The 16,877-nt window shown below is 68.9% G+C and carries 18 protein-coding genes and 3 pseudogenes; 13 read left to right on the plus strand and 8 right to left on the minus strand.

Translation table 11 applies throughout. The features are described 5' to 3' along the window. Window positions 1–103: 103 nt before the first annotated feature. Window positions 104–280: a hypothetical protein gene (locus tag ABZ855_RS21825; protein ID WP_360809184.1), complete on the plus strand. Its 177-nt coding sequence runs from the start codon at window positions 104–106 to the stop codon at window positions 278–280. On the opposite strand, the gene ABZ855_RS21830 is transcribed toward ABZ855_RS21825, so the two are convergent. Beyond that, a complete protein-coding gene (locus tag ABZ855_RS21830; RefSeq protein WP_360809186.1) occupies window positions 264–1,730 on the minus strand; it encodes a WGR domain-containing protein in 1,467 nt (488 codons plus the stop codon). The two genes, ABZ855_RS21825 and ABZ855_RS21830, sit on opposite strands and share 17 nt — an antisense overlap. Before the next feature lie 96 nt (window positions 1,731–1,826). Further along, window positions 1,827–2,270: an ATP-binding protein gene (locus ABZ855_RS21835; protein WP_360809188.1), complete on the minus strand. Its 444-nt coding sequence runs from the start codon at window positions 2,268–2,270 to the stop codon at window positions 1,827–1,829. Between the two features lie 210 nt (window positions 2,271–2,480). Between ABZ855_RS21835 and ABZ855_RS21840 the strand changes: the two genes are divergently transcribed. The 3 genes from ABZ855_RS21840 to ABZ855_RS21850 all read left to right on the plus strand — a co-directional run bounded on the left by ABZ855_RS21840 (window position 2,481) and on the right by ABZ855_RS21850 (window position 5,128). After that, complete coding sequence (locus ABZ855_RS21840; protein WP_360809190.1) at window positions 2,481–3,347, plus strand: helix-turn-helix transcriptional regulator; 867 nt, start codon at window positions 2,481–2,483, stop codon at window positions 3,345–3,347. Beyond that, window positions 3,344–3,550 carry a DUF397 domain-containing protein gene (locus ABZ855_RS21845; protein ID WP_360809192.1) on the plus strand — a complete coding sequence of 69 codons (207 nt, stop codon included), beginning with the start codon at window positions 3,344–3,346 and terminating at the stop codon, window positions 3,548–3,550. The genes ABZ855_RS21840 and ABZ855_RS21845 overlap by 4 nt, the downstream gene beginning before the upstream one ends. Before the next feature lie 81 nt (window positions 3,551–3,631). Next, window positions 3,632–5,128, plus strand: a complete 1,497-nt coding sequence (locus ABZ855_RS21850; protein WP_360809194.1) for a cellulase family glycosylhydrolase — start codon at window positions 3,632–3,634, stop codon at window positions 5,126–5,128. A gap of 186 nt (window positions 5,129–5,314) precedes the next feature. On the opposite strand, the gene ABZ855_RS21855 is transcribed toward ABZ855_RS21850, so the two are convergent. Together ABZ855_RS21855 and ABZ855_RS21860 are read right to left on the minus strand one after the other, a co-directional pair. Continuing rightward, window positions 5,315–5,473: a hypothetical protein gene (locus ABZ855_RS21855; RefSeq protein WP_360809196.1), complete on the minus strand. Its 159-nt coding sequence runs from the start codon at window positions 5,471–5,473 to the stop codon at window positions 5,315–5,317. A gap of 20 nt (window positions 5,474–5,493) precedes the next feature. Next, window positions 5,494–5,652, minus strand: a complete 159-nt coding sequence (locus ABZ855_RS21860) for a hypothetical protein (protein ID WP_360809198.1) — start codon at window positions 5,650–5,652, stop codon at window positions 5,494–5,496. A gap of 669 nt (window positions 5,653–6,321) precedes the next feature. Here ABZ855_RS21860 and aspA point away from each other — a divergent pair. The 6 genes and pseudogenes from aspA to ABZ855_RS21890 form a co-directional block, all read left to right on the plus strand. After that, window positions 6,322–7,734 carry an aspartate ammonia-lyase gene (gene aspA / locus ABZ855_RS21865; protein WP_360809200.1) on the plus strand — a complete coding sequence of 471 codons (1,413 nt, stop codon included), beginning with the start codon at window positions 6,322–6,324 and terminating at the stop codon, window positions 7,732–7,734. A gap of 65 nt (window positions 7,735–7,799) precedes the next feature. After that, on the plus strand, window positions 7,800–9,236 hold the full coding sequence (locus ABZ855_RS21870; RefSeq protein WP_360809202.1) for a four-carbon acid sugar kinase family protein: 1,437 nt from the start codon (window positions 7,800–7,802) through the stop codon (window positions 9,234–9,236). Beyond that, a complete protein-coding gene (locus ABZ855_RS21875; protein ID WP_360809204.1) occupies window positions 9,236–10,099 on the plus strand; it encodes a class II fructose-bisphosphate aldolase in 864 nt (287 codons plus the stop codon). Before ABZ855_RS21870 ends, ABZ855_RS21875 begins: the two co-directional genes overlap by 1 nt. 99 nt (window positions 10,100–10,198) lie before the next feature. Further along, complete coding sequence (locus tag ABZ855_RS21880) at window positions 10,199–10,924, plus strand: aspartate/glutamate racemase family protein (protein WP_360809206.1); 726 nt, start codon at window positions 10,199–10,201, stop codon at window positions 10,922–10,924. Between the two features lie 49 nt (window positions 10,925–10,973). After that, window positions 10,974–11,765, plus strand: coding sequence for a 2-oxo-tetronate isomerase (gene otnI / locus ABZ855_RS21885; protein WP_360809208.1), 792 nt, complete (start codon window positions 10,974–10,976; stop codon window positions 11,763–11,765). A 22-nt stretch (window positions 11,766–11,787) separates the two neighbouring features. Beyond that, a pseudogene (locus ABZ855_RS21890) lies at window positions 11,788–11,877 on the plus strand (SAM-dependent methyltransferase); the annotation flags it as partial. A gap of 390 nt (window positions 11,878–12,267) precedes the next feature. Here ABZ855_RS21890 and ABZ855_RS21895 read toward each other — a convergent pair. The 4 genes and pseudogenes from ABZ855_RS21895 to ABZ855_RS21910 all read right to left on the minus strand — a co-directional run. Then, window positions 12,268–12,582, minus strand: a pseudogene (locus ABZ855_RS21895) (catechol 1,2-dioxygenase); the annotation flags it as partial. A 170-nt stretch (window positions 12,583–12,752) separates the two neighbouring features. After that, window positions 12,753–13,418, minus strand: coding sequence for an NAD(P)H-binding protein (locus ABZ855_RS21900; protein WP_360809210.1), 666 nt, complete (start codon window positions 13,416–13,418; stop codon window positions 12,753–12,755). A 36-nt stretch (window positions 13,419–13,454) separates the two neighbouring features. Further along, window positions 13,455–14,099 carry an NAD(P)H-dependent oxidoreductase gene (locus ABZ855_RS21905; RefSeq protein WP_360809212.1) on the minus strand — a complete coding sequence of 215 codons (645 nt, stop codon included), beginning with the start codon at window positions 14,097–14,099 and terminating at the stop codon, window positions 13,455–13,457. Between the two features lie 56 nt (window positions 14,100–14,155). Further along, on the minus strand, window positions 14,156–14,869 hold the full coding sequence (locus ABZ855_RS21910) for a DsbA family oxidoreductase (RefSeq protein ID WP_360809214.1): 714 nt from the start codon (window positions 14,867–14,869) through the stop codon (window positions 14,156–14,158). Between the two features lie 121 nt (window positions 14,870–14,990). Here ABZ855_RS21910 and ABZ855_RS21915 point away from each other — a divergent pair, with 121 nt between their 5' ends. The 3 genes and pseudogenes from ABZ855_RS21915 (at window position 14,991) to ABZ855_RS21925 (ending at window position 16,773) form a co-directional block, all read left to right on the plus strand. Beyond that, a complete protein-coding gene (locus ABZ855_RS21915; protein ID WP_360809216.1) occupies window positions 14,991–15,401 on the plus strand; it encodes a helix-turn-helix domain-containing protein in 411 nt (136 codons plus the stop codon). A 66-nt stretch (window positions 15,402–15,467) separates the two neighbouring features. Further along, window positions 15,468–15,840, plus strand: a pseudogene (locus ABZ855_RS21920) (bifunctional 5,10-methylene-tetrahydrofolate dehydrogenase/5,10-methylene-tetrahydrofolate cyclohydrolase); the annotation flags it as partial. A gap of 579 nt (window positions 15,841–16,419) precedes the next feature. Beyond that, complete coding sequence (locus ABZ855_RS21925) at window positions 16,420–16,773, plus strand: cupin domain-containing protein (RefSeq protein WP_360809218.1); 354 nt, start codon at window positions 16,420–16,422, stop codon at window positions 16,771–16,773. Window positions 16,774–16,877: the final 104 nt, after the last annotated feature.

Genomic DNA, 16,877 nt, shown 5'->3' on the forward strand with positions numbered 1-16,877 from the left:
AAAGCAGACATCAGGAGCGATGACCATACGAGTCGCCTGGTTACGTCCGGATTGCCCCTGGATGACGGCCAGGTGAAGCCGTCGGTCCGCCGACGCTCAAGAGGTGTTGGACAAGCCGGATCCCGGCACACTCACCACCCTGCTGAACTGGGTCAACTGCAACGACATGGAGAGGGCCGCCGGTGTCAGCCGGGACAGCCTGGGCATCTCCATGGGCACCCTCCAGGGCGCGACCAGCGACCTGGGCGGCCCGGCCGGCACTTTCACACCAGGCGCCTGATCTCTCCGCGCACTCGGTAGAACCCTCCCGAGGAGGAGTGCAGCGCGTCCACCACATAGCGGGTGCCGGGCTGGCGTATCGCCCGTGGGAACTGAACGTTCCAGCTCGGCTCGTAGCCGTCGGAGACGACATGTACGCGCACCCGCCCTCCTTCCTGGACGCACTCCACGACGACACCGCTCCCGGCTGCGGGAACGGAGCTGACCGTGGCGACGGAGGCGGCGGCGGTCAGCGGCGCGTACGTCGGCAGGGCAGCCGCCAGTTTGACGTCCGTGGCGACCGGGACGGTGCCCGACTGGGCGGCGTTGATCGCGGCCTCGGTCGCGTCGATGCAGGCTAGCGAGCCGTCCGTGGAAACGATGTACAGCCGCTCGTCGTGATACTGCATGGAGAGCGCCGAGCCGCCGCCCGTGCCGAGCTTCCACAGCCGGGTGCCGTCGGCGGAGAAGCAGTAGACGGAGGAGGCGGAGTCGCCCGCGAAGACGTAACGCCCGCCCGGGGACGTGGCGCACGAGTACACGGCCGCGTCGCACTGGTAGGAGGCCTCGATCCGCCCGGTGGACTTGGCGAGCCGCTGGACGACCCGCCGCCCCGTCCCGGCGTAGACCGCGTTGTCCTCCTGCCATCCGAAGAGCACATTGCCGCTGGTCCCGGTGTGCCAGAGCTGACCGGTGCCGTCCGCCGCGTACGCCGTCACACCGAGGCTGTGCCCGTGGTACACGGCATGGTCGTCGGCCCGCACCATCCATGCGTTGTACCCGGACGAGTTGCGTGACCACTGGAACTCGTCCTCGTGGTCGATGACCGTCAGCCCGCCGTTGCGGTCGGAGACGTTCAGCACGCCCGCGTGGATGTCCAGCCAGAAGATGTCCACCTCGTCCGCTATCTCGTAGGCCGCGAACGGCACCTTCGAGGAGAGGTCGTACACCCGGCCGTCGTCACAGCCCGCGTAGATCCAGAAATCGTCCGCCACCAGACACTTCACTCCGTCGGGCAGCGAGTAGTGAGCCAGTACCTCGCCGGCGTGGCTCAGGTTGTAGACGTCGCCGCGCTGGTTGCCGATCCAGCAGCGGTCCTCGTCCACGTGGATACCGAACGCCGAGTCGCCGGTACGGAACCGCCACAGCACCGGGGCAGTCGCTCGCGCCGTGGACGGAGCGGACGTCACCTGACGGCGCGTCACGGGGCGTGCCGCACGCTGCCCCTGAACGGCGGGAGCGTACCCCTTCCGTACCTTCTCGCCTATCTTCTTCGCCGCCGCTGCCTTCGCCTTCTCCGCGGTCGGGAAGGTGGAGGTCTGACGCTGCCCGTCCACGCCGATCCGCCCGTACCGCACGGCGACGGTCGTCCCCTCGACGGTCACCTCGTAGAACTTGTGGGCACCGCCGTCCTCCTGGGACAGCTCCAAGTACGTCGCGCTTCCCGACTGTCGTGACTGCGCAGCGGACACAGCACACCCCTCCCCAAGACCCCGGTCGGCCGACCCGGCCGATCTCCAGTGACTCCAAGCTAGTGGTCACCACTGACATCGCCCCCGGAGCCGGATTCAGAGGCTGCCTGAGCCGAGGTGGCACTCGGCCCAGACGGTCTTGCCCGGACCGGGACGCTCGCTGACACCCCAGCAGGTGGCGAGCGCGTCGACGAGAAGCAGGCCGCGGCCTCGGTCCTCTTCCAGGCCTGGCGCCCTTCGCACCGGCAGGGCGGGGTGGGTGTCGGTCACCTCGATCCGGAGGACACCCTGACGGTCGTCGTGGGAGAGGAACAGAGCGAAGTCCCGTCCGGGGACGCGGCCGTGGAGCACGGAGTTTGCCGCGAGTTCGGCGACGAGGAGGACGACGGTGTCGTGGGCCCCGGTGCCGTGGGGGTGGCCCCACTCTGCAAGCTGGTGCGCCGCCAGCAACCGGGCGAGGCGGGCACCACGCCGAGTGGCGGAGAAGCGCTGCGCGAACGTCCGTACGGCGGTGGGGGTCTGGGTGTGTGGGGCTGGCATGCGGGCCAGCCTGCGGGGAGTTGAGACCCCTTCACCAGGTCAGGCGCTGATACAGATCACGTTGTACTGGTTCACTCACTGGACCGGGTTGGTCGCTGTACGTGAGCATGGGCCGTGGTCGGGGCGTGGCGCAGCGCGGACGACGCACGGTACGGCACGGGTTCGGGCGGCCACGGGTACGGCCCGGCGGCACGGAGGAAGGCGGCTGCGATGGCGACGGACGGCAACGGCGGCGGAGGCACCGCAGGGCAGGGCGGGGGCTGCGAACCGGAACTGTCGGACAGCTTGAAGACGTTCGGCGCGGTCCTCAAGGCCCTCCGCGAGGAAGCCGACCTGACGCAGGAACAGTTCGCGCCGCTGGTGCGGTACTCGGCCGCGTACATCGCCAAGATCGAGCAGGGGAAGCGGTTTCCGCCCAGGGAACTTCTGGACAGGTCGGAGGAGGCGCTGGGGGCGGTCGCGGCGCGGGTGTTGAAGGCGGCGGCGCGAAGTCTGACCCGGAAGGCCGGGTTGGCGACGTGGTTCCGGCAGTGGGCGGGGATCGAGGAGGAGGCGATCTCGTTGTATTCGTACGAGTGCGCGGTGATTCCGGGCTTGTTGCAGCCCGAGCCGTACATTCGTGCACTCTTCGACCGACGCCTGCCGCCCCTGGCCGAGGAGCAGTTCGAGCAACAGGTCACGGCCCGGCTCGAACGCCAGCGTCTCCTGAGGGAGCGGCCGAACAGCACGTTCAGCTTCATCGTCGAACAAGCCCTGCTGGACCGACGATTGGCCGGTACCGAGGTCACACGCGCTTTGCTCAGCAGCCTGCTCGATGTGGGCCGTCTCCGGAACGTGGAGATCCAGATCATGCCTCTGGTCCAGGAGGACCATGCCGGCTTCGAGGGCCCTCTCTACCTCGCGGAAACGGCAGAGAATCGCTGGGTGGGATACGTCGAAGCCCACGACTGCAGCATGCTCATCACCGACCCGAAAGCCGCAAGCGCCATGCTTCAGCGCTATGGCAAGATGCGCTCGCAGGCTCTGAGTCATCAAGCCACAGCGAGCCTGCTGGAGCAGATGCGAGGAGCGCTATGACCACCACCGAACTTGCTTGGTTCAAGAGCAGCTACAGCGGTGGTGGGGGCGGCAACTGCGTAGAGGTTGCCGTGCGTCCTGCGACTGTTCTTGTCCGGGACTCCAAGGACACTCAGCGGCGCGCACTGGCCGTCTCCCTCGACGCCTGGTCGGCGTTCACGGCAAATGCCTCGATGCCTACTGCAAATCCGGCCACCTCTTGAATGCGCATTGACTTTCACGAGTTACCGAATTGACGATGATGTATCGCGCTCATCGATCCCTTACGGCAACGAGGAGATCAGGTGAAACGTCGTCATGCCTTGATGGCCACCGGCGCGGCCGGTGCACTGATACTGGGTGGCCTTGCAATCGCCACGCTGCCCGCATCGGCAGCCGCCACCGGCTGCTCGGTCGCGTACAAGGTGCAGAGCGAATGGCCGGGAGGGTTCAACGCGGACCTGACCATCACCAATCTCGGCTCCGCCGTGCGAGGGTGGACCTTGACGTTCGACTTCCCGAACTCCGACCAGAAGATCACCAACGGCTGGAGTGCCACGTGGACACAGTCCGGAACCCACGTGTCCGCCACCAGCCTCGACTGGAACGGAGCGCTGGATACGGGCAGGTCGGCTTCCATCGGGTTCACCGGTGCGTGGAAGGGCGCCAATCCGGAACCCGCATCGGTCGCGCTCAACGGCGTGACCTGTACCGGCTCGGTGACGTCCCCCACCCCCAGCCCCACCACCACTCCGACCAGCGGCCCCAGTGGTCCGGCCCCGGAGCTGAAGGTTTCCGGCAACAAGATCGTCACCGCGAGCGGCAAGCAGTACCGGCTGCTGGGTGTGGACCGCTCCAGCGGTGAATACGCTTGTGTGCAGGGCAAGGGGCTCTGGGACGGCGGCCCGGTGGACCAGGCTTCCGTCGACGCGATGAAGACCTGGAACATCCACGCGGTACGCCTGCCGTTGAACGAGGAATGCTGGCTCGGCGTCAACGGCTCGCCCAGTGGAACCACTTACCAGCAGGGCGTCAGAGACTACGTCAACCTGCTGGTGGCCAATGGCATCACCCCGATCCTCGACCTGCACTGGACACGGGGTGCTTATACCGACGGGCCGGACTGGCACTGCAAGGACATCACCGCGACATGCCAGAAACCGATGCCCGACGCGCAGTACGCCCCCCAGTTCTGGACCAGTGTCGCCAACGCCTTCAAGGGCAATGACGCCGTCGTCTTCGATCTGTTCAACGAGCCGTACCCGGAGATCGCCGGCGACTGGGACAAGACCGTCGGCTGGCAGTGCTGGCGAGACGGCGGTACCTGCACGGGTCTTCCCTATGAGACAGCCGGCATGCAGGACCTGGTCGATGCGGTCCGGGCCACCGGCGCGACCAACGTCCTCATGCTGGGTGGCCTGGAGTGGGCCAACGACATGCGCGAGTGGTTGACGCACATGCCGGCCGACCCGCTGAGCAACATCGCCGCGTCATGGCATTCGTACAGCTTCAACGCCTGTGCGACCGCTTCCTGCTGGGACAGTCAGGTCGCGCCGCTCGCACAACAGGTACCGGTAGTCATCGGTGAGTTCGGCCAGGACGACTGCGGCTTCGACTACATGCAGCGGTTGGCGGACTGGGCTGACGCGCACAGCCTGGGTTATCTCGCGTGGACCTGGAACCCGTGGGGTTGCAGCACTGGTGGCGTACTCATCAAGGACTGGGCGGGCACCCCGGAGCCTGGCGTCGGCGAGGGTCTGAAGGCCCACCTCCTCAGCCAAGACCCCTACAGGACCCCGTAACCGAGCACCCAGCGCAGCCCAGCCGCGTACGACGCCGCTCCGGCCGGATGTCCCAACGGCACAAACTCGGCCCGAGCGGCTTCCTTGACAGACGCGCCGCGCAAAACCGGCCGGGCATCGGGCTCCGCGGCGCCAGGGAACTCCCCCGAACGTGGATGCCGTGACGGTGAGCGGGACGTCCATCCGCTACCGGTCGCGGTCCAGGGCTATGCGGTAGCCGCTGGAGTGGGTCTCCGGGTGGGGATGTCGCCCGCTGTCGGCGTAGTCGACGGTGATGTGGTTGCCGTTGCGGTCCTGGATGTGCCGCAGGGGCAGGTCGACCGCGGTGTCGTCGGCCGCTGGCACCAGGCTGTGGAAGACCTGTATCAGGCCGGTGTCGGGTTGGTGATGCGGATGGCGCCGTCGGCCTCGTCGTCCCAGGACAGGGGCAGGCGGGAGCCGGGGGTCTCCGGGCGAACCGGCTCGTTGCTCTCCGAGTCCAGGAAGGGGAAGCGCAGGCGGGAACCGTCCGCCGCCGCGTACACGAAGCCGTCATCCGCGGCCTGAACCCGCTGGTCGAGAGTGGAGGCCCAGGAGGGGCCGAATCAGCCGCCGAAGCGGTACGAGGAGAGGTGGGTGCGCTCCAGGATCAGCGCCGCCCAGGCGTCCACCTTGTCGAGGCCGAGTCAGACGTGCGGCGTGCCGTCCTGAACCGTGCCGCTGCTCAGCGCTCGCCGGCGGGTCGGTGGACCGCGAAGGGCTGTCCGGGCGCCGGCAGATCAGCCGCCGCGGCCCAATGTCCTCGGCGGCGATGTACTTCCTGGACGGAGCCGACGGAACCGCAGTAGCCGCGTTATAGGGCGACCTTATAAGGCACATCGGCATTGCGTCTTGGACGCGCTGCCCGGCCCGCTGCTGCAATCGGCGCTATGACGATCCCAGAACCACCGCACCACCCTCATCCCCGGTGACGGCATCGGGACCCGGGACCGAGGTCCTGCCGCCCGCCCGCTTCCTGCCGTTCGGCCGCGCCTACTGCAGGGCGAAGGAGAAGTCGTTCTGAGCCGATACCCACGGCGGTGACACTGCGCGGATTTCCGCCGCGTGATCGTGGGAAGTCCCCACCGCCCTGGCGTGTCGGCTCGCGCGCCCCCTTGCCACACCCCACGAACACGCCCGCCTAGAACATGCTCCGAGAGAAGGCCCGGCCTGCCATGACCGCCGTAGCTCACCGCAGCGAGCACGACCTGCTCGGCCACCGCGACGTACCCGCCGAGGCGTACTGGGGCGTCCACACCCTGCGCGCCAGGGAGAACTTCGCCATCACGGGGACGCCGATCGGCGCCTACCCGCATCTGATCGACGCTCTGGCCGCCGTGAAGGAGGCCGCCGCCCGGGCGAACGAGGAACTCGGCCTGCTGGAGCCGAGGAAGGCCGCTGCCATCGTGGAGGCGTGCCGGGAGATCCGTGACGGCAAGCTGCACGACCAGTTCGTCGTCGACGTCATTCAGGGCGGAGCCGGCACCTCGACCAACATGAACGCCAACGAGGTGATCGCCAACCGGGCGCTGGAGCTGCTGGGCCACGCCAGGGGGGAGTACGGATTCCTGCACCCGAATGAGGACGTCAACCTCGGCCAGTCCACCAACGACGTCTATCCGACCGCCGTCAAGATCGCGACGGTGTATGCGGTACGCGGGCTGCTGAGGGCGATGGCGGTACTTCAGGACGCGTTCGCGGCCAAGGCGTTGGAGTTCCGTGACGTGCTGAAGATGGGTCGCACCCAGTTGCAGGACGCGGTGCCGATGACGCTGGGGCAGGAGTTCTCGGCGTACGCGGTCATGCTGGAGGAGGACCGCAGCCGGCTGGCGGAGGCGGTGGAGCTGATCCACGAGATCAACCTGGGCGCCACGGCGATCGGCACCGGCCTCAATTCGCCTGCCGGGTACGCCGAGTCGGTGCGGCGCCACTTGTCGCAGATCACCGGGCTTTCACTGGTGACCGCGGTCAACCTGGTGGAGGCGACTCAGGACTGCGGAGCGTTCGTGCAGATGTCCGGTGTGCTCAAGCGGATCGCGGTCAAGCTCTCCAAGAGCTGCAACGACCTGCGTCTTTTGTCGTCCGGGCCGCGCGCGGGTCTGAACGAGATCAACCTGCCGCCGGTTCAGGCCGGCTCCAGCATCATGCCCGGCAAGGTCAACCCGGTGATCCCCGAAGTCGTCAACCAGATCGCCTTCGAGGTGATCGGCAACGACGTCACGATCACCATGGCCGCCGAGGCCGGGCAGCTCCAGCTGAACGCCTTCGAGCCGGTCATCCTGCACTCCCTCTCAAAGAGCATCACGCACCTGGAACGCGCGTGCCTGGCCCTGACCGAGCGGTGCGTCGCAGGGATCACGGCCAACACCGAGGTGCTGCGGGCGGCGGTGGAGAACTCCATCGGCCTGGTCACCGCCCTCAACCCGTACATCGGCTACGAGGCGGCCACCGGCATCGCCAGGGAGGCCCTCGCCACTGGACGCGGCGTCGCCGAACTCGTACTGGACAAGGGCCTGCTCCCCGCCGACACCCTCGCCCAGCTGCTCCGTCCCGAGACCATCGCGGGGCCCGGTCAAGCCCTGGTGTGACGTGATCAGGCGCGACCTCGACTGACGTTCCCCCTCAACCACTCGTAACAGACCAGGAATTCGCCATGTCTCTACCCCGTCATGCCCAGACCGGGCCCGTCCCCGAGGCGGCGGTGCTGGAAGGGCTGCCTCCAGTCCACGAGGTGAGCGCCGCGGAAGTGGCCGCCCGCATATCCGGCGGCCCCCGTCTCGTCGTCCTCGACGACGATCCGACCGGCACCCAGACGGTCGCCGACGTGCCCGTCCTGACGTCCTGGACGGTGGACGATCTGCGCTGGGCGCTGCGCCAGGACAGCACCGTCTTCTTCGTCCTCACCAACACCCGCAGCCTGTCCCCCGAGGACGCCGCCGCCCGCAACCGCGAGGTGGTGCACGCCCTGCGCACGGCGTCGGCGGCCGAGGGCACCGGCTATGTGCTGGCCAGCCGCGGGGACTCCACGCTTCGCGGCCACTTCCCGCTGGAGACCGACGTCCTGACCGAGGAACTCGGCACGGTCGACGGGGTCGTGCTGGTCCCCGCCTACATCGAGGCCGGCCGCCTGACCGTGGACTCCCACCACTGGATGCGTACCGCCGACGGCCTGCTCCCGGTCGGCGAGAGCGAGTTCGCGCGCGACGCCACCTTCGGCTACCGCAGCTCTTCGCTGCCCGAGTGGGTCGAGGAGAAGACGGGCGGACGCATCCCCTCGGACGAGGTTCTGCGTGTCACCCTCGACGACCTGCGCGGCTGCGGCCCGGCGCACACCTCGCGGCTGCTGTCCTCGCTGCGCGGCGGACGCACTGCTGTGGTCGACGCGGTGTGCGACGACGATCTGCGGGTGCTGGCCCTGGCCCTCGCACAGGCGGAGGAGAACGGCACGCGGCTGCTGTACCGGGTCGGGCCGTCCTTCGTCAGGGCCCGCGCCGGACAGGCTGCGCGGGCGCCGCTCACCCCGGCCGAACTGCACCCGCTGCGACGCGGGGACGCACCGCACGGTCTCATCGTCGTGGGGTCTCATGTCGCGCTGACAACACGGCAGTTGGACCGGCTGCGGGAGCGAGGCGGGATCGCCGAGTACGAGCTGGATGTGGCCCTGCTGCTCGACGAGGAGCGGCGTGACGCCCACATCGCCGAGGTCGCGGCCGCGGCCGCCGGCGCTCTGGACTCGGCGGACGCCGTGATCCGTACCTCTCGCGTGCTGGTGACGGGTGCCGACGCGGACGACAGTCTCGCGATCTCCCGCCGGGTCTCCGCCGCGCTCATCGAGGCCGTACGCCAGGTCAGCGCCACCCGGCGGCCCGCCTTCGTCGTCGCCAAAGGCGGGATCACCTCCAGCGACACCGCCACCCACGGCCTTGAGATCCGCCGTGCCTGGGCCCGGGGCACCCTGCTGCCGGGCATCGTCTCGCTCTGGGAGCCCGCGGACGGTCCCGCCGCCGGCATCCCCTACATCGTCTTCGCCGGGAACGTCGGGGGCGCCGACGCCCTCGCCGACGCCCTCGACCTGCTCAGGAGTGCCTGATGCTGCTGCACGGAACCGATGCCCTCAAGGAGGCGGCGGCCGCCGGTCACGCCCTGCCTGGCTTCGTCGCCTACAACCTGGAGACGGTCCAGGGCATCACGGCCGCCGCTGAGGCCGCGGGACGGCCGGTCGTCATCCAGGCGGGCTCCAGTCCCTTCAAGCACGCCGGGCGCGAGGCCCTGATGTGGCTGGCGCTGCACGCGGCCGGACAATCCGCCGCCCGCCTCGGTGTGCACCTCGATCACAGCCGGGACCTGGAGGAGATCACCGCCTGTCTGGAGGCGGGCTACACCTCCGTCATGGTCGACGGCTCCCATCTGCCGTTCGCCGAGAACATCGCATTGACGCAGGAGGCGGTCCGGCGGGCTCGTGCCCACGGTGCCTGGGTGGAGGCCGAACTCGGTGCCCTGCCGGGCGACGAGGACGTCTCCACCCACGCCGTCGCGCAGGCCGCTGCGATGACCGATCCACAGCAGGCGGCCGAATTCGTGGCCGCGACGGGCGTGGACGCGCTCGCCGTCGCCGTCGGCAACGTCCACGGCTTCACCAAGCACCCGGTCCGCCTGGACCTGGAGCGGCTGGCCGCGATCCACGAGGCCGTACCGGTCCCGCTCGTCCTGCACGGCGCCAGCGGTCTGCCCGTCGAGGAGCTGCACGGCGCTCTCGCCCGAGGCGTCGCCAAGGTCAACGTCAACGCCGAACTGCGCCGCGCCTATCTGGAGGCCACCCACGTGACCCTCCCGTCCGCGTTGCCCGGCTCCGACGTCGTCTCCCTGTGGGCGGCGGGCCGCGACGCGGTCCGGGACGCAGCCCTGGAGGTCATCGGCCGCCTGAGCCCCTACGCCGAAGGGCAAAACGCCTGACCTGAACTCAGCCCCGCCGACCTGGACCGCACCACTTCGGCTCGTGCTCTCGTGCCCTCACCGGCACGCGGCCCGATACCTCACCCCGTTGGAGACACCATGTCCACCACTGCCTCGATCGCCGTGCTGCACACCAGCCTGCTGTTCATCAACCCCAATTCGGTCATCAACGAACACCTCGCGGAACTCGCGCCGGACGCCCACGTCCTGCACTTCGTCGACAGCGACGTGCTCGCAGCCGTGGTGCGCGACGGTGAGGTGTCACCTGCCAGCACCCAGCGCATGGTGCACCTGGCCCAGGCGGCGGAGGCCGCGGGCGCCGACGTCATCTTCTCCGCCTGCTCCTCGGTCGGTCCGGCCATCGACGTGGCCCGACACCTGGTCTCCGTCCCGGTCGTCAAGATCGACGACGCGATGACCGCGTCAGCGGTCGAGACCGCGAACGCCGTCGGCGTCCTGGCCACGGTCCCCACGACGCTGCCGCCGACCCGTTCCCTCGTCGAGGAGAAGGCCCGGGCGGCCGGTCGCGATGTCACCGTCCGGGAGCGGCTCTGCGAAGGCGCCTTCTCGGTGCTGATGTCCGGTGACCGCGACCGCCACGACGCGATGGTGCTGCACGGGGCACGGGTGCTGGCCACCGAGGTGGACGTGATCGTGCTGGCCCAGGCATCCATGGCACGGCTGGCTCCCGCGATCGCCGAAGCCGTCGGCAAGCCCGTCCTCTCCAGCCCGCGCAGCGGAGCGGAGAACGCGGTGCGTGTGCTGACCGAGCAGACGGCTGAACCTGTCCGTACCACGGCAGGGGCCTTCGAGACCATGGAATGACAGGGAGACTGACTACGCAGGTAAGCACGGCCAAAACACAGGAGCCAGCATGCCGAGGTTCGCAGCGAACCTGTCCATGATGTACACCGAGCACGATTTCCTCGACCGCTTCGCCGCGGCCTCGGCCGACGGCTTCCAGGCCGTCGAGTACCTCTTCCCCTATGCGTACGACGCCGCCGAGCTGCGCCGCCGGCTCGACGACCACGGCCTGGAGCAGGTGCTCTTCAACGCCCCTCCCGGAGCGTGGGAGTCCGGAGAGCGCGGGATGGCGGCACTGCCCGGACGCGAGGCGGAGGTGCGTTCCGGGGTCGACCGGGCGCTGGAGTACGCAGCGGCGTTGGGCTGCCCGCGGGTGCACCTCATGGCCGGACTGGTCCGGCCTGACGCGACACCGGCCGAGCGGGCCAAGCACCGCGACACCTACCTGACCAACCTGGCCTGGGCCGCGGAACGGGCCGCCGCGGCGGGCGTCGACATCCTGATCGAGCCGATCAACGGCCGCGACATGCCCGACTACTTCCTGAGTACCCAGGCCGAGGCCCACACCGTGGTGCAGGAGGTGGGAGCCTCGCATCTCAAGGTGCAGCTCGACCTCTATCACTGCCAGATCGTCGAGGGCGACCTCACCGCGACCCTGCGCCGTGATCTGCCGACCGGCAGGGTCGGTCATCTGCAGATCGCGGGCGTGCCCGACCGGGGCGAGCCCGACCGTGGTGAGATCAACATCCGCCACCTGCTCGACGTGGTCGACGAGCTGGGCTTCGACGGCTGGATCGGCTGCGAGTACCGCCCCCGCGCCGGCACGAGCGAAGGTCTCCGTTGGCTCAGTAGGTCTCTTTGATCCTCCCGGCGTCGTTGATCACCACCGCTGGATTCTGAGGCAGCTACCGAGGCGGTTTGACCGTGCTCTGGATGTCGGCTCCGGCAGCGGTGACCGAGCAAGGCTCCTGGCTCGACTCACGGATAGCCAGCTCGTCAGCAGCCCCGTGGCCGCTCCGGGTCACTATTTCCAGAAGCCCTCGAGGACGTACGGGTCCTTCACCTCGTCGAAGCCGATGGGGCGGAGTATGTAGTCGCAGGTGAGGGTCCGGTACGGGCCGGTCAGACCGCGTGCTTGACGTGCGCGTGGATGTTCCTCGCGCGCGAGTTGGCCCGTCCCAGCATGTGCAGGAGGTCGTCGAGCAGGCTGCCCGGCACCGCCGCGGCCTCCACCCCGGGCACCACGGTCCGGTACTCATAGCGGCCCTCGGCATCCGCGACGATCTGCCGCGCAGGTGGTGTTTCGGCAGGTCGAAGTCGCCGACGTCGAGGCCTTCCAGGGGGCCCGCCCGCTCGGGCGTCAGACCCGCGTACCGGCCGTCGGCGGTGGTCTGCCAGAGATCGATCACCGCGCCGGGCAGCGGCTTGCCCGTGGTGGAGCGTACGACGCCGGAGACGAACAGTGTGTCGCCGGGCTCGTCGGGCGCCATCGGCAGCACGCCGGGGTTGTCGATCTCCGGTGCCCCGGGCACGTGGGCGGGCCCGGTCGCCATCCAGGTGGAGGCACCGTCCTTCTCCGGGTGGGCGTAGGCCCTGCCGTAACTGACCTCGATCGTGCGATTGGCGAGGAGCAGGGTCGTCGCCAGCATGAACTCCCCTGACGCGACCAGCTTCTGCATGTAGGTGATGGTCTGGCCCAGCTCCTCGCGCGTGATGCCGTGCCTGAGCGCCACGTCCCCGAACGCCTTCTGAAGATCGTCGAAACTCCAGTCCGGCGTCGCCGTCGACGGACGGTGCGCCCAAGGCCGGAAAGCTGTTGCGCATGAGGTGGGTGTGGATCATGGGTGGGTCATCCTCGTGCGTTCCAGACGAGGGGGGCTTCGCGGATCCATGTGTCGTCCTCGATCGTCCGGACGAGGAACTGGGCGAGGTCGGCGCGGTTGATACGGGCGCCGGGCTTTTCGGTGCCGGCCTCGGCAGCCCGTACGGGACCACTCAGGGGCTTGTCGGTGAGGGTGACGGCGCGGGCCAGGGTCCAGTCGATGCCGGACGAGGCGCGGACGGCCTGGTCGACGCCGGTGTGGTCCTCGAAGCCCGCCTTGAGGTTCGACCGGTTGATGACCGCCTTGACCAGCGGGTTGAGCCGGGCCCAGTCGTCGCCGGAGCCCTGCGTGGACGTGAGCACGATGCGGTGTATGCCCTGTTCGCCCATGACGGTGAGCGTGTTGCGGGTGGCGTCGGTCATGAACATGGGCGGGCTGACCGGCATGGCCCACGGGTTGTCGGAGGTGCGGGCGTTGTTCAGCGCGCCGATCACCGCGTCGGTGCCTTCGGCGGCCTTGCGGAGGTCGTCGATGTTGGCGGGCGTGCCCTGGATCAGCTCGACACCGGCCGGTGCCTGCACTTTGTCGGGGTTGCGGACGAGGGCGCGGACGTGGTGGCCGCGCTGGGCCGCGTGCTCCAGGACGTGGGCGCCGGTGCGGCCGCTGCCGCCGAGAACAAGGAGGCTGCTCATGGTGATCAAACGCCTTTCGGTCAATTCAGAGGTGGATCAGGCGGCCGGCCGGCCGGTCAGGGCAGAGCCCAGGCGGCGGGCCTCGTCGTGCGCCTTGGCCATGGACGCCTCGTGCATCGGCAGCAGCGGGGCCATCATCGGCACGTACGGGGCCATGGTCAGTTCGGGCAGGACCGTCGTCAGGTCGAGGCCGAGGTTGGCCGGGTGGCCCAGGACGGTTTCCAGTGTGGGCACCAGGTGGTCCATGCCGTGCTTGGGGGCGCCGGGGCCGTAGCCGCCGCCGCGTGCGGAGATCACCGTGGCCGCGCGGCCGAGGGTGGGAGGGGGTCCGTCGAAGCTCAGGGTGCGCCCGGCGACCATGATCTGGTCCAGCCATGCCTTGAACACGGACGGCATCGTGAGGTTGTACATCGGCACGGTGAACAGGTAGGCGTCGGCGCCGAGGAATTCCTCGATCAGCTCGTCCTGGACCGCCAGGGCCTTCGCCTGCTCGGGGGTGTGCTCGGCGGGGTCGGTGGTGCGGGCGGTGATGCCCGCTGCGCTGAGGTGCGGGGCGGGGTGGACGGCCAGGTCGCGGTGGATGACCGTGCCCTTCCACGCGTCACGGAAGGACCGGGCGACCTGGCGGGAGAAGGATGCCTCGTCGAGCGAGGAGGCATCGATGTGCAGCAGGTAGGACATGGGGAGGTCAGCCTTTCGAAATGATCAAGGGTGTGTCGTGGGGTGAACGGTGGAGGTCAGTTGCGGGCCGGTACGGCGCAGCCGTCGGGGCCGCAGACCGGAGCGTCGCCGTCGGTGCCGAGGGTGAGCGGGTGGGAGGCGTCCCAGGCCGTGCGCAGCACGTCGAGAAGGCCGTCGCTGTCCTGGGCCCCGGGGATGCCGAACCTGCCGTCGACGACGATGAAGGGCGCGCCGGTGGCGCCCAGGCGCTGGGCGCGGGCGGCATCATCGCCCACCTGCCGCCGGTAGCGGCGCTCGGTGAGCGCCCGGCGAGTGGTCTCCCGGTCCAGAGCGATCTCCTGGCCCAGGTCGAGCAGGTCGTCCATGCCGAAGACTGGGCGGGCCTGACCGAAGTAGGCGCGGAGAATCGCGTCCCAGGCTTCGCGGTTCTTCCCCTCGGCGGAGGCATGGGCGAGGAACTCGTGCGCCAGATCGGTGTTGCCGACCAGGTTGTCCAGCACCATGTAGGGGCGGAGCCCCTCGGCCTCAGCCAGCGCCTCGATCCGCCGCGTGGACGCCTCGGCCTGGGAGCCGCCCATGCCGTACCGGCTCAGCAGCACCTCCCGGACGCGGAACGTCTCACCCACGGGGAACGAACTGCTCAGCGGGAACGAGTGGTGGACGACATCCACCTCCTTGCCGTGCTCGAACCGCTCCACGGCCCGGTCGACGCGGTGGCTGCCCAGTCCGCACCAGGGGCAGGTGACCTCGGCCCAGATCTCGATCTTCATGACGCGCGCCTCCCGTGCCTGCGCTGCGATTCCTACTTTTTGTTCGTAGCGCCATGATGGGCCAGTATGGAAGTCGATACAAAAGGCACATCGGTGTTCGTGCCGGAGAGGGATGTGCGTCATGGAGGTCACCAGCAGTTCGGGCGGCGCGGCGGCGGTGGGGCCCTGTGCCCGCATCCCCACCGAGCACATGGAGTTCATCCGGCAGGTCCTCGACCGCGTCGGCGACAAGTGGAGCCTGCTGCTCATCGCGGTCGTGGAGGCCGGCCCGCTGCGCTACACCGACCTGCAACGCCAGGTCCCCGGAATCTCCCAGCGGATGCTCACCCTCACGCTCCGGCAGCTGACGGAGGACGGTCTGATCACCCGCGCCGCCTACGCCGAGGTCCCACCGCGCGTCGAGTACGCCCTCACCCCGCTGGGGCGCGGCCTCCACGAGATCGTGACATCCCTGATCGGCTGGGCCACCGACCACCACGACGAGATCCGCGCGCACCGGGCCCGCGCCGCGGCACCAGCAGCCCGGTCCTGACCCCAGGATCAGCGACTGGCTGTCGGCGCCGGATGCAGCGCGGATGCCCGACTCATCGCCGAGGAGATGTCACCCAAGGCGGCGGAGCTTGCGCGGCATGTCGGTGTGACGCCTTGCCCGGCAACGGTGCCGGCGGGTGAAGATCCGGCTTCGGTGACGTACGTACCGATGAAGCGGGCGCGTGGCGCGAAGGCAGGCCAGCACCCCCGTAGGCCCTCACATCGATGAGCGGGCAGCGTTCGAGGCCATCGCGCCGGAAAAGGACGCCTCATCGCCGCGAACCATCGATCTTGCAGGTCAGCATGCCGTTGTCGCGGGTCGAAGCACGATCCTCGGCAAGCCCGTCGGAATGCTCCTGCTCACCCGGGACGCCACGCTCACCTCCTGCCACTCCCGTACGACTGATCTGGCCGCGACCGTGCGGGAAACGGACGTTGTTCCCCTCGGCGAACGGTCGAGGGAATCCTGCTCGTCACGGAGGCCCAGTCGGGCGCCGGGCGTCTTCGGCAACGCACAGGCCGCCGTTGACAGCACAAGCACCCCAAGCCGCCGGCTTGGGGTCTCATCGCGGAGCCTTGGCAGCGGGAACTGGCCGGAAGGCACCGCTGCGGGAGCATACGCGGAGGTTTCAGCATCCCCTCGTTCAACGGGCCGTGAGTGTCGCCGCCCAGCCCCACGCCTGACACAACGTCCGAAGATCGTGCCCGCAACGGACAGATCACGTCTGAGCTCGGTGCGGGGCGTCGGAGACACTCGATGGGCGGCAACAGGCGCGCAGTCGCACGACGTCATCACCATGGCGGCGGAGGCCGGACAGCACCGCGAGGCCCTCGCCCGCCCGCCGGTGCGTGGCCTGACTCGCTCAGGAGAAGGGCCTGTTGCCCGCCAAGAGGCTCGCCGGTTGCTGCACGCCGAGACCCGTGGTGGATGGGTGATGAGCCTGATCTGACTCGCCCCGGTGACCTCCTGGTATGTCCGCACCCGATTCGCACCGTTCCCAGAACCAGTGGAGAAAAGCATGTCGCTCCTGAAGACCATCGATCCCAACCCCTCTTTCGCACCCCAGGAGTCCGGCCCGCTGCCGGAACGCCTGATTTCCGGCGACCCGACCTACAAGACCTGGGCCCAGGACGCCGCCCGCGGGGAAACGATCAAAACGGGTGTCTGGGAAGCCACGCCCGGCGAGACGCACTCGATCAAGGGCGAACTCTTCGAGTTCTGCCACATCCTTTCCGGCGTCATCGAACTCACGCCGGAAGGCGGCGAACCGGTGATCTACAAGGCAGGCGACAGCTTTGTCATGAAGCCGGGCTACGTCGGTGTCTGGAAGACCATCGAAACCGTGCGCAAGATCTACCTGACCGTTTCATAAACCCAGCTCAGCGAAGCGGTACGGGGCGATGGGACCGGGCGGCTGCCGCCCGGTCCCATCCATGCTGCCCGGCGTCCGGGTTCAGCCAGGTGCCGCGAGTCGGA

Origin of the sequence: Streptomyces sp. NPDC047042 (genome assembly GCF_040644035.1) — a bacterium.
GTDB lineage: Bacteria > Actinomycetota > Actinomycetes > Streptomycetales > Streptomycetaceae > Streptomyces.

What these genes read in the sequence shown, in the direction of transcription:
- ABZ855_RS21835 (WP_360809188.1), bottom strand. Translation starts at nt 2,270, where the DNA reads ATGCCAGCCCCACACACCCAGACCCCCACCGCCGTACGGACGTTCGCG.
- ABZ855_RS21840 (WP_360809190.1), top strand. Translation starts at nt 2,481, where the DNA reads ATGGCGACGGACGGCAACGGCGGCGGAGGCACCGCAGGGCAGGGCGGG.
- ABZ855_RS21845 (WP_360809192.1), top strand. Translation starts at nt 3,344, where the DNA reads ATGACCACCACCGAACTTGCTTGGTTCAAGAGCAGCTACAGCGGTGGT.
- aspA (WP_360809200.1), top strand. Translation starts at nt 6,322, where the DNA reads ATGACCGCCGTAGCTCACCGCAGCGAGCACGACCTGCTCGGCCACCGC.
- ABZ855_RS21870 (WP_360809202.1), top strand. Translation starts at nt 7,800, where the DNA reads ATGTCTCTACCCCGTCATGCCCAGACCGGGCCCGTCCCCGAGGCGGCG.
- ABZ855_RS21875 (WP_360809204.1), top strand. Translation starts at nt 9,236, where the DNA reads ATGCTGCTGCACGGAACCGATGCCCTCAAGGAGGCGGCGGCCGCCGGT.
- ABZ855_RS21880 (WP_360809206.1), top strand. Translation starts at nt 10,199, where the DNA reads ATGTCCACCACTGCCTCGATCGCCGTGCTGCACACCAGCCTGCTGTTC.
- otnI (WP_360809208.1), top strand. Translation starts at nt 10,974, where the DNA reads ATGCCGAGGTTCGCAGCGAACCTGTCCATGATGTACACCGAGCACGAT.
- ABZ855_RS21900 (WP_360809210.1), bottom strand. Translation starts at nt 13,418, where the DNA reads ATGAGCAGCCTCCTTGTTCTCGGCGGCAGCGGCCGCACCGGCGCCCAC.
- ABZ855_RS21905 (WP_360809212.1), bottom strand. Translation starts at nt 14,099, where the DNA reads ATGTCCTACCTGCTGCACATCGATGCCTCCTCGCTCGACGAGGCATCC.
- ABZ855_RS21910 (WP_360809214.1), bottom strand. Translation starts at nt 14,869, where the DNA reads ATGAAGATCGAGATCTGGGCCGAGGTCACCTGCCCCTGGTGCGGACTG.
- ABZ855_RS21915 (WP_360809216.1), top strand. Translation starts at nt 14,991, where the DNA reads ATGGAGGTCACCAGCAGTTCGGGCGGCGCGGCGGCGGTGGGGCCCTGT.
- ABZ855_RS21925 (WP_360809218.1), top strand. Translation starts at nt 16,420, where the DNA reads ATGTCGCTCCTGAAGACCATCGATCCCAACCCCTCTTTCGCACCCCAG.